A 9,290-nucleotide genomic window follows, 5' to 3' on the forward strand; every position below is an offset into this window, starting at 1 on the left:
CCTGGTGTGAAGCCTGGATGCTACTTGGTGCCAGCTTTTTTTAGGTCGATACCATAAACTTCTTTGCCAAAGGCCACCATTTCTTCGTAAAAGTCAGCCCGAAGGCGTTCCTGAGCTAAATCCTTCTTGAGAGAGGCGATCTCACCCAGTAACTTTTTGTAATCTTCCTCTGTTACCTCTTTGCTTTGTTTCTTCATCATTGCTGCTTTTTGGGGGTTATCAACCTCAAAGATAGTTAATGCACGGTAAACTCGAGAACGACTTATACCCAGTTTTTCTACTATCGCGGCGACTTCCAGGCCTTCTACTACACGAGGCGATAAATCTCATGACACATCAGATGATGCTCTCTCTCTTGATAATAATTCTTCTTTTTCATTGTTGATTCTTTAAAGAGTCAACCTTATTTACAAAAAGACAAAAACCGGTGCATCCAATAAGGGTGCACCGGTTTTTTTATGACTGATTGTTTCCTATTCAGCTTTTGCTTCTGCGTTTGTATCTTCTTTAGCTTCGGCTTCTTCAGTGGCAGGTTCTTCTTCCGGAGTGAAATCTGTAATTTCGGCTCCGATCAGGATGTTATACCATGTCAATAATTTTTTGATATCGCTGGGATATACTCTTTCGCGGTCAAAATCAGGTAAAACTTCAGCAAAATAAGTACGCAATTCTTTTGTGTCGGAAGGTACTGTGACTTTGGCTCCGTTTTCTTTATTTTTTACGCTGGTAAGTACTTCGTGCAAAGGAACTTCTGTCTCGGTTGTATAGATAGCAATATCACCCAGCGAGATTACTTTATCTTTTGCGTACGCAGGTACTCTTTTCTTATCTGTCAGCGATTCGACAATCAGCATGTTCTTTCCGTGGGAAACCAATTTAAATAATCCCGGTTTTCCCGAAATAGACAAAATAGTCTTCAACATAATACTTCGTTTTCTAATAGTGTTAAACTTTAAAGCTGCAAATGTAGTATAACTATACGATTTTACCGAAGTTTGGGAGACTTATTTTACAAATCTGTTTCATAAAGACGCCAGAAATTTCTCAACCTGAGGAAGTAATGCCTGCTTATCGTCGTTGTAGATAACATAATCGGACCGGTCTCTTTTTACCTCGTCCGGCAACTGGTTGTTGATGCGGCGTACGATTTCTTCCCGCGGGGTATTATCTCTCACTACCGCCCGTTCGATACGGAGCTGCATGGGCGCATATACCATCAGACTCTTGTCTACCACTTCGTTGAAACCCGATTCGAAGAGTATAGCCGATTCGATGGCACATATATCGGATGCCTGACTTTTTGTCCATGCTGAAAAATGACGGTTCACTTCGGGGTGTATGATCGCATTTACCAGCCGGAGATATTCCGGATTACCGAATATATGTGATGCGAGCAGCTTCTTGTTCAACCCTTTTTCCGTGTAGAGGTCTTCTCCCAATAATGCGGTGAGTTTTTCTTTAATGACAGGAGACGTGTCGGTCAGCAGTTTACTTTCCGTATCGGCGACATAGACCGGTACTCCGTATAAATTCAATAACGAAGCGACAACCGATTTGCCGCTTCCGATCCCGCCGGTTATTCCTATTTTAATCATGCAGATTGTTCTGTTCCAGGATAAATTCAATTTTGTCCGGGACAAGCGTAGCCGAACTAACCCAATCAGGTTTCTTTGTCAGTTGGATAGGTAAGGTGCCGGAGACGTTTTGTTCCAGATCTTTGAAAGAAAACTTTATTTCAAATGCATCTTCCGACAAGTCCTTGAAACGGGATAACGGAACGCTGCATGTTACCTTTGCAATGGAAGGAAAAGTACGCAATGTATAATGTGGAGGAAGGCCTGTACAGATGACAGGTATCTCCAATGTCTTTTCTGTAAACTCTTCAATAGGGATCGTTATGGTAACGCTTGTCGGATCATACGTCGCTTCACTGATCTTTTGCAGTTGTACGGTCCGTGTAATCGTTTTCGTCCCTTTCTTTATTTCGGTGAAGACGGTTTTTGCCTGGTTTAGCGTATCCAGTACGATGTCGCTGGCATATACACTGACTGTCGATGGCGAGATCAGGATGTTACCCGACACATGGAAGCCGGGATTTGTCTGGATAGTTCCGTCGAATACGACCGGAATATCTTTCTTTATCCGTTTACTGTATGCCGCTTCAATAGACTGGGGCTCGAAACCGACCAGCGAGGTCGTGGCAAGCAACTGTTTCTGTATGTCGCTTTGGATCGTTTTTTTGGTAATAGATAATGATCCGCTTTTCTCAGCCTGATTTTTCATATTCGTTTCGATCGGGGCAAACGATCTCCCGAAGGAATAATTCAGCAGAACGCTTCCTTTATCCTTTACCTTGGCAATGATCTCCTGAGGGGGAGTTTCGGTAAAAGAGATATCCGGTGGAATATTCTTGTATCTGACCGGGATGCTGATTTCTATTTCATATTCCTGCTGAAGGCTTTGCAATAACCAGAAACCTAATGACAGTAGTACGAAAAAGAAAAAGATTAATGCTTCCTTCCATCTCTGACGACGCAGAAAAGCATTAATCTTCATCCGGGCAGACTTGAATGATTGATTAATATCAAGCTGCGGCATATTTTGTTATTTCTTATTTTTGCTGTGCGTCTTCTGAAGAAGCAAAGATAGAAGTTTTATCTACACGGATGCGTACTCCGTCTGAAATTTCTATCAGCATATAAGTATCTCCGATCTCTTTGATCTTTCCGTAGATACCTCCGGCTGTGATCACTTTGTCACCCGTTTTCAATGCTTCACGAGATTTCTGTATCTCTTTCTGCTTTTTCTGTTGCGGACGGATCATGAAGAAATAGAAGATCGCAACGATAACCACCATCATAAGGATGCCTGACCACTGTGACTGGCCTCCGGCAGCCTGAAGTAAAATACTAACTAAGCTCATAACTAACTATATTCATTTATAAATTTGTACCTATTGACTAGCTACAAATGTAAGTATAATAATTAATCTTTAAGCAATACCTTTTCTTTTTTTAACTCGGATACAATAGAATCCAGGATTCCATTGATGAACACGCCGCTTTTGGGTGTGCTGTAATATTTAGCCGTGTCGATGTATTCGTTGAAAGTGACATTGATGGGAATAGAAGGGAATGTCATGATTTCAGCCAGTGCAACCTGCATGATGATCAGGTCCATATTGGCGATACGTTCTGTTTCCCAGTTCTTCATATGTTTGTTGATACGCTCCCGATATTCGGCACCTTTCAGTAATGACTGACGGAACAGTTTGATAGCGAAAGACTGGTCTTCCAGATCCTTGAACATAGGAAGCAATTTCTGTTTTCCTTTGTTTTTTTCTTCGAACTGTTTGATTGTCTTCAGCGTGAATGTTTCAACGATTTCGATGTCGTCGTTCCAATAAATGCTTTTGTCCTCCAGGTACTCTTCGATCATTTCGTTACCACAGATTAACTTTTTGAATACGGCACGCCAGAATTCTTTGTCAGTCTCGTAAGAGTCGTTCTCATTATCCAGATACTCGTTGTACAGGTCGGAAGCCAGGATCAGATCCAGCACATTCTTGATGAACTCTTCATCGTTTACCCACGATAATCCCTGTTCCGCCACATATTTCTGGAGTGCTTCGTTTTCGGCAACCTGGGCGGTGAAACGATTGTTAACCAGACGGGTGTTGGGGTTCAACTCGGCATGGGTCGGCATGTACTTGCTTTTTTGGCGTCAAGTGTCCGTTGCTGTAAGTTGGTGACTTCGATAATTAGAAGGAGGAAGTAGTGATATAAGTCGTACGACTTCCGTAAGCTGAAAAGCAATTCATTTTCCGCTACTTTGAGGTCATTGTTTCCGTTTTGATAGAATGAATAAACTATCTGTAAAACTTTAATGCGGATTAAAATTCTGTTGATCATCGTTTGAAGGAACTACTTTATTATAAATTAGGTTGCAAAGGTAGTCATTCTTTTGATAAAAGGGCCCCGGTTTATTTAATTTTATAGGTGTTAGGCGTTATTTTACACTTTCAAACGTAAAATGAGATATTTTGATGCGTTAAAATAGTTGTTGTTTAAAAAAAAATGCACATATTTGAAGCAAGTTATGAATATTGGGTGGGTGTTTAACAAATGTTGGCTATATGGATGAGTCGGTGAAGAAAATACAGGTTGAAGGTGGCGATAAAGAGATTCTGTACTCTAAGGCCATAAAAGCAGGTAAGAGGATCTATTATCTGGACGTAAAGAAGAACTTGAAGGACGATTTGTTCCTGGCGGTGACCGAAAGTAAAAAGGTGCAGCCTAAAAACGGAACGCAGATCTCTTTTGAGAAGCATAAGATTTTCCTTTATAAGGAAGATTTTGACAAGTTTATGGAGGGAATGAATGATGTGATTAATTACATCAAGCAGCGTAACTCTGAAGATCTACAAGCACAAGCCCCGGATGCTGGGATAAAGACAGACGATGGTTCAGACGAGATAAAGCTGGACATCGATTTTTAAAAGGGGGGAAAATAATAACGAGCTGTTTTTCTTTATAAAGAAGAAACAGCTCGTTATCTTTTTATAGGTATCCTGTTGTAAAGGTTGCCTATTTTTACTGCGGTTTATGCAACCGGATGAATTGCTTCAGTAGGACATGCGTCAGCGCAAGTACCACAATCAGTACACATTTCAGGGTCGATATGATAGATATCACCTTCTGAGATAGCTCCTACCGGACACTCGTCAATACAAGTACCGCAAGCAATACAATCTTCACTAATTAAATAAGCCATTTTCTTAAACGTTTAAATTGATAACTATTAGTTGGTGCAAAAATAGAGTTTTATTTGTATTTCTGCAATAAGTTCTAATCTTTTTCGTTATAATTCAAAATTGATTGAGAGTTGAGACGTCTATTATTTCTATTATTGATATGCAGCCTTGCCGTCCCGGGTGTGATGGCGCAGAAAGAGAAGGTGAAGAATCAGCCGTATGCCGATTTGAAATGGTTTCATCTGGGATTCCATGTCGGATTGCATGCGCAGGATTTGTTGTTGACAAATACAGGTGTTACGACTGACGGTGAAACATGGTTTGCCGAAATCCCGACTTATTCGCCCGGTTTTAGTGTCGGTGTGATCGGTGATATGTATTTGAATCCTTATTTTAACCTACGTTTCATACCTACAGTCCATTTCGGGGATAAGAAGTTTGTCTTCCGGGAACAGGCCACGGGTGAGGAGTTCACAACTTCCGTCCGTTCCACTATTCTGAGTTTTCCTTTGAGCGTGAAATTTTCGGCCCTCCGCCTGAATAACTACCGTCCTTATCTGATCGGTGGCGTATACGGAGCGATGGACCTTGGACGTAAGAAAGGGATGCCCGTTTTATTGAAGGCGGCAGACTTCGGTCTGGAGTTCGGTATAGGATGTGATATTTATCTGCCGTTCTTTAAACTCTGTCCGGAGTTGAAGTTCAGTTTCGGACTGGTCGACCTGTTACAGAAAGATCGTAGCGACCTGACCGATAAGGACCTGATCAAATATCCGAATGCATTGTCGAAAGCTACCTCCCGTATGGTTTCGCTGACGTTTAATTTCGAATAAACAGTTCTATATAAATGTAGGCGGCAGGAGCTGCCAGCATCAAGCTGTCGAACCGGTCAAGCATTCCTCCATGGCCGGGCAGCACATTGCCGGAATCTTTTACTCCCAATGTACGTTTCAGCAACGATTCGATCAGATCACCCCAGGTTCCGAATAAGACAACGGTAGCCGACAATCCCAGCCAGTTATACCAGCTTACTTCCGGTGCATACCATGCCAGAGCCTGCGAAGCGCCCAGGACTACGGCTAAACCTCCGAAGAAACCTTCCCACGATTTTTTAGGCGAGATACGTTCAAACAGCTTTCTTTTTCCGATCATGGAACCGACCAGATAAGCGCCGGTATCGTTCAGCCAGATGAAAATGAAGATCGCCATAACGAATAACGGGGAATAAACTACTTTACCCGGGGTGTCAGGTATGGCTGCGATAAAGTTCAGCATCGAAAATGTCCCGGCACAATACACCTGTGCGAAAAGAGTGAATGCCCAGTTGTTGATCGGGTTCGGTGCTTTATAATATAACTCGGCAACTAATGTATATATAAGGAATAGGAGATAAGGCAGGAAAACGATGTCGTCTGTCAGTTGATTTGTGTAAGCGAAGGTGGCGGCAAATAAATAAACGCCTCCCAGCGAAGAGACAACCCGTTTTATGGAGGCATCCTCATAATGCTTTACCAAACCATAAAACTCCCATAATGTCAATCCGGTGATCAGACTGAAAAGAACAAGAAAAGAGATCGGGTGGTAGCAAATTGCTCCAACCAGCACTGCAACGAAGATTATACCGGTAAGTGCCCGTTTTATCAGATTTTTCAAAACCGTATGTTGTTTTGTTCGTTTGTTGATTTATTTTTCGTGCAAAGATAAAGAATAAATCTAAATATAAACAGAGAGACCGGACAGTATCTTTACGAAAGAACTGTCCGGTCTCTTTTTATTTATCCCACATATGTTTGTCAGGCAAGATTGTCAGTCTCATTGGTACCTGCCGGTACAGCCCGAACTTTGTAGTCGCTTGATTGGGGAGTTGTTTCATCCGTTTTTGTTTCTTCGGCGGCAACTTGCTTGTCGTTGTTTGCCTTTTCCTGCAAATCCAGAATTTCCTGTGAGCGTGAGATCCAGGCCCGTTTGCCGAAGATATGCTCAACATCTTCCGTATAGATCACTTCGCGTTCGAGCAAGACTTGCGCCAGTTTGTTATGTCCTTCTGCGTGGTCGGACAGGATTTTTTTAGCGCGTTCGTATTGTTCGGTAATGATCCTTTGTACTTCCTGGTCGATCATGCGGGAAGTCTCCTCGCTATACGGCTTGGTGAATCCCCAGTCCTGACCGCTCGAATCGTAATAATTCAGGTTAGGAAGTTTTTCACTCATACCGAAGTAGACAACCATGGCATAAGCCTGCTTGGTTACCCGTTCCAGGTCATTGGATGCTCCGGTCGTTATTTTACCGAGGAAAAATTCATCTGCTGCACGTCCGCCCAGCGTTGCGCACATCTCGTCGAGCATTTGTTCGCGGGTGGTGATCTGGCGTTCTTCCGGCATATACCAGGCTGCTCCCAATGCTTTACCTCTCGGTACGATAGTCACCTTTACCAACGGGTTGGCATGTTCAAGGAACCAGCTTAATGTGGCATGGCCTGCTTCGTGGTAAGCAATGCTCTTACGTTCGTCCGCGGTTGTTATCATAGTCCGTTTTTCCAAACCACCGACAATACGGTCGACCGCGTTCATGAAATCATCTTTCTGAACGAACTTTTTACCGCCACGGGCAGCTATCAATGCTGCTTCATTACAAACATTGGCGATATCGGCTCCAGAGAATCCCGGAGTCTGGCGAGCCATGAACTCTGCATCAACACTTTCATCTATCTTGATCGGACGCAGATGTACGCCGAATATCTCTTTACGTTCGTTTAAGTCCGGCAGTTCCACGCTGATCTGACGGTCAAAACGTCCTGCGCGGAGCAGCGCCTTATCCAGAATATCAGCACGGTTGGTAGCTGCCAGGATGATCACACCGCTGTTTGAGCCGAAACCGTCCATCTCTGTCAGCAACTGGTTCAACGTATTTTCGCGTTCGTCGTTACTGTTCATGTTTGCATTTTTACCACGGGCACGACCTACGGCATCTATCTCATCGATGAACACGATACATGGAGACTTCTCTTTGGCCTGGCGGAACAGATCACGGACACGTGACGCACCTACACCGACAAACATTTCGACAAAATCGGAACCTGACAGTGAGAAGAAAGGAACATCCGCTTCACCGGCTACCGCCTTAGCAAGCAATGTCTTACCTGTTCCCGGAGGACCGACCAATAAAGCGCCCTTAGGTATTTTACCACCCAATTCGGTATATTTTTCCGGATTTTTGAGGAATGCGACGATTTCTTCCACCTCTTGCTTGGCTTCTGACAAACCTGCCACATCTTTAAATGTCACTTTCCGGTCGTTATCTTTATCAAAGAGTTGTGCTTTTGCCTTGCCGACACTGAATACCCCGCCGGGACCACCGCCTGCACCGCCTGACATTCTTCTCATCAGGAAGATCCATACAACAATGATCAGGATGATCGGCCCGAAGGAAACCAGAAAATTCCATATGGCATCATCGCCTTCTTCATATCGTACTTGAGTATCAATATGATTCTCTGTCACCGCTTTGTCGTAAAAATCGGAAAATTTGTCTGCTGACGGTATTTTGACATATACTTTTGGGTTTGTGCCCAAAGTCGTGCTGTCACTTTTAAAGACTAATGCTTTCTTACCGCTCTTGACAGTGGCCTCCACCAGATTTTTCTTGTTGTAGACAGCCATTTTGTCAAAGACATTATCCTGGGCCAGTTTCTGGAATTCGGTCCATCCCAATTCTTTCGATGCCGAGGAATCGTTCGTCAGATACAGAGCAATAAGCATCATAAAAATTAGCCCGTACATCCAATACAGGTTAAACTTGAACATTTTAGGCTTATTGTTCTTCGGCACTTTATTAAACATGTCGTTTTTATTTTCCATACTTTGAATTCGATAATATTAATCCGGCTTAATCGAGATTCGGGATCTGGGTGACTTTAGAGTCAGACCACAGGGTCTCCAGATTATAAAACTCGCGTTGCTCCGGCAAGAATATGTGTACAAGAACCGTGCCATAATCCATCCCTATCCATTGGGCACTCTGGTTGCCATCGATAGACAAAGGTTTCTCGCCCGCTTTTTTGCGCGCGAAATCCCACACGGAATCAGAAAGTGCTGATACCTGAGTAGGAGTGTTCCCTTCGCATATGACCATATATTGGCATACGGCTCCGGATAGTTGGGTTAAATCTACGGTTACAATATTTTTGCCTTTTTTCTCTTGTAGGCCTTCAACAATTGTGTTTACTAATTCTTTTGTTTGATCCATTTATTTTTTATTGAATAATTTTCGAAGTTGCAAATATACTTCTTAATTTATTATCTGCATGCTTTCTCTATTTAATATCAGGCAACCGCACCAAAATTTCTATTAAAATATGTTTTGTGGCATAAATCATTAAAATATTTCAAAAAAGTTGTGTAATTGGGGAATAAAGGTAATCTTGCAGATAGAAAAGTCTTAACTATGAAAATAGAACCTTAACGACTGGATTTTTTACGTGAAGATTTTGCAAACCAAAGTCTCTTGACTATGATTCGTGAGATCTTATAAGAGGTCT

General features: G+C 42.7%; 11 protein-coding genes and 1 pseudogene. 2 read left to right on the forward strand and 10 right to left on the reverse strand.

The genetic code is table 11. The annotated features are described in order from the left end of the window. Window positions 1-20 precede the first annotated feature (20 nt). The 6 genes and pseudogenes from DXA15_RS18530 to nusB all read right to left on the reverse strand — a co-directional run bounded on the left by DXA15_RS18530 (window position 21) and on the right by nusB (window position 3,911). Entirely contained in the window at window positions 21-197 is a 177-nt protein-coding gene (locus tag DXA15_RS18530) for a hypothetical protein (protein ID WP_233567426.1), read from the reverse strand. A 276-nt stretch (window positions 198-473) separates the two neighbouring features. After that, on the reverse strand, window positions 474-923 hold the full coding sequence (locus DXA15_RS18535; RefSeq protein WP_007659005.1) for a DUF5606 domain-containing protein: 450 nt from the start codon (window positions 921-923) through the stop codon (window positions 474-476). 99 nt (window positions 924-1,022) lie between these two features. Next, window positions 1,023-1,595: a dephospho-CoA kinase gene (coaE, locus tag DXA15_RS18540; RefSeq protein WP_128135013.1), complete on the reverse strand. Its 573-nt coding sequence runs from the start codon at window positions 1,593-1,595 to the stop codon at window positions 1,023-1,025. Next, window positions 1,588-2,598, reverse strand: a complete 1,011-nt coding sequence (locus DXA15_RS18545; protein WP_007659001.1) for a YbbR-like domain-containing protein — start codon at window positions 2,596-2,598, stop codon at window positions 1,588-1,590. Before DXA15_RS18545 ends, coaE begins: the two co-directional genes overlap by 8 nt. Before the next feature lie 13 nt (window positions 2,599-2,611). Beyond that, complete coding sequence (gene yajC / locus DXA15_RS18550) at window positions 2,612-2,923, reverse strand: preprotein translocase subunit YajC (RefSeq protein ID WP_007658999.1); 312 nt, start codon at window positions 2,921-2,923, stop codon at window positions 2,612-2,614. Between the two features lie 62 nt (window positions 2,924-2,985). Beyond that, a pseudogene (gene nusB, locus DXA15_RS18555) lies at window positions 2,986-3,911 on the reverse strand (transcription antitermination factor NusB). Window positions 3,912-4,135: 224 nt separating this feature from the next. Between nusB and DXA15_RS18560 the strand changes: the two are divergent. Continuing rightward, a complete protein-coding gene (locus DXA15_RS18560) occupies window positions 4,136-4,498 on the forward strand; it encodes a DUF3276 family protein (RefSeq protein WP_128135014.1) in 363 nt (120 codons plus the stop codon). Window positions 4,499-4,602: 104 nt separating this feature from the next. Here DXA15_RS18560 and DXA15_RS18565 read toward each other — a convergent pair whose 3' ends face one another. Then, on the reverse strand, window positions 4,603-4,773 hold the full coding sequence (locus DXA15_RS18565; protein ID WP_007658993.1) for a DUF362 domain-containing protein: 171 nt from the start codon (window positions 4,771-4,773) through the stop codon (window positions 4,603-4,605). Between the two features lie 111 nt (window positions 4,774-4,884). On the opposite strand from DXA15_RS18565, the gene DXA15_RS18570 reads away from it, so the two are divergent. Next, window positions 4,885-5,586 (forward strand): porin family protein, encoded by a 702-nt coding sequence (locus DXA15_RS18570; protein ID WP_007658991.1) that lies wholly within the window; start codon window positions 4,885-4,887, stop codon window positions 5,584-5,586. On the opposite strand, the gene DXA15_RS18575 is transcribed toward DXA15_RS18570, so the two are convergent. The 3 genes from DXA15_RS18575 to rsfS all read right to left on the reverse strand — a co-directional run bounded on the left by DXA15_RS18575 (window position 5,573) and on the right by rsfS (window position 8,998). Beyond that, window positions 5,573-6,406 carry a phosphatidate cytidylyltransferase gene (locus DXA15_RS18575; protein ID WP_128135015.1) on the reverse strand — a complete coding sequence of 278 codons (834 nt, stop codon included), beginning with the start codon at window positions 6,404-6,406 and terminating at the stop codon, window positions 5,573-5,575. The genes DXA15_RS18570 and DXA15_RS18575 overlap by 14 nt on opposite strands. Before the next feature lie 140 nt (window positions 6,407-6,546). Further along, on the reverse strand, window positions 6,547-8,610 hold the full coding sequence (gene ftsH, locus DXA15_RS18580) for an ATP-dependent zinc metalloprotease FtsH (protein ID WP_224265745.1): 2,064 nt from the start codon (window positions 8,608-8,610) through the stop codon (window positions 6,547-6,549). Window positions 8,611-8,638: 28 nt separating this feature from the next. Next, window positions 8,639-8,998 carry a ribosome silencing factor gene (gene rsfS, locus DXA15_RS18585; protein WP_007658988.1) on the reverse strand — a complete coding sequence of 120 codons (360 nt, stop codon included), beginning with the start codon at window positions 8,996-8,998 and terminating at the stop codon, window positions 8,639-8,641. Window positions 8,999-9,290: the final 292 nt, after the last annotated feature.

The sequence above is a fragment of the Parabacteroides sp. AM58-2XD genome (assembly GCF_003463685.1).
In the GTDB taxonomy this organism is placed as follows: Bacteria; Bacteroidota; Bacteroidia; order Bacteroidales; family Tannerellaceae; genus Parabacteroides; species Parabacteroides segnis.